Annotated in this window: 2 protein-coding genes; both read right to left on the bottom strand. The window is 33.4% G+C overall.

From position 1 onward, the window contains the following. A partial coding sequence (thyX, locus tag KHW44_RS09980) for an FAD-dependent thymidylate synthase (RefSeq protein WP_304069003.1) occupies nt 1-284 on the bottom strand: 284 nt, incomplete at its 3' end. Further along, a partial coding sequence (locus KHW44_RS09975) for a DALR domain-containing protein (RefSeq protein WP_304069001.1) occupies nt 284-1,073 on the bottom strand: 790 nt, incomplete at its 5' end. The genes KHW44_RS09975 and thyX, both read right to left, overlap by 1 nt.

Raw genomic sequence — 1,073 nt, 5'->3', positions numbered from 1 at the left:
GCTCTCACATATCGTTGAGATTTTTGCGAGTAGCTTGCTAATCTGTGTCTGACCAATTGGTGGGTCAAAGTTCTAGATACACCCTCTATTGCAAAAGTAAAACTAATGTGTTCAACCGGTGACATGTGTCCCAAATCCATTAATTTATCTATGAAATTTTCTACATTTTCATCAGTTAGTCCTTCTTCAATCTCCATAACAGAACTATCTGAATAGCAAAGTTTTGCACTTGACGCGACAAGTTTTTGTGCATCTGGAGTGTATCTAATTAGATTAACCTTCATTAATTACTTCTCTCCCATATAACTCCATCTCTTGTGTCTTTTAACACAATTCCCATAGATAAGAGTTTGTCTCTTATTTCGTCTGCTTTTTTGAAGTCTTTTTCTTTTCTAGCAGAATTTCTTTGTTCGATCAAATCTTCTATTTCAGAATCCAAATCATCGTCATCTTCTTTGAATAAAATTCCCAAAACATAAGAAATATCATCCATTAATTTCTTAGCGTCAAGCAAGATATTTTTAGATGTATTTTCATTGTAATTTTTGTTGATATATTTAATGAAATCAAACAATACGCTAATTGCATCGGCCGTATTGATGTCATCATCCATAGCTTGTTCGAATTTTTCTCTGAATGTTTTTATATTATCATCTTTTTCTTCTTTTTCAGAAGAGTTATCCAAAATTCTATTTAAGAATCTCTTAGCAGTGTACAATCTTTCCAGAGAGTTTTTTGTAGCAACTAATGTGTCGTGACTGAAATCAATCGGATTTCTGTAGTGAACTGATAACAACCACAATCTGATAACTTCCAAATCAAATTCTTTTTCGATATCTTTTAATAAGAAGAAATTGTTCTTTGATTTGCTCATTTTTTCCTTATCTACAGTTATCATAGAATTGTGTAACCAATAATTTGCAAAATTAGCTCCAGTGCATGTTTCTGATTGTGCGATTTCATTTTCGTGGTGCGGGAATTGCAAATCTTCTCCACCAGCGTGAATGTCGATAGTGTCACCCAAAATTGATTTACTCATTACAGAGCATTCCAAGTGCCAACCAGGTCTTCCC

Origin of the sequence: Finegoldia magna (genome assembly GCF_018371055.1) — a bacterium.
In the GTDB taxonomy this organism is placed as follows: Bacteria; Bacillota; Clostridia; order Tissierellales; family Peptoniphilaceae; genus Finegoldia; species Finegoldia magna_I.
This window is presented reverse-complemented; position numbering and strand designations above follow the sequence as displayed.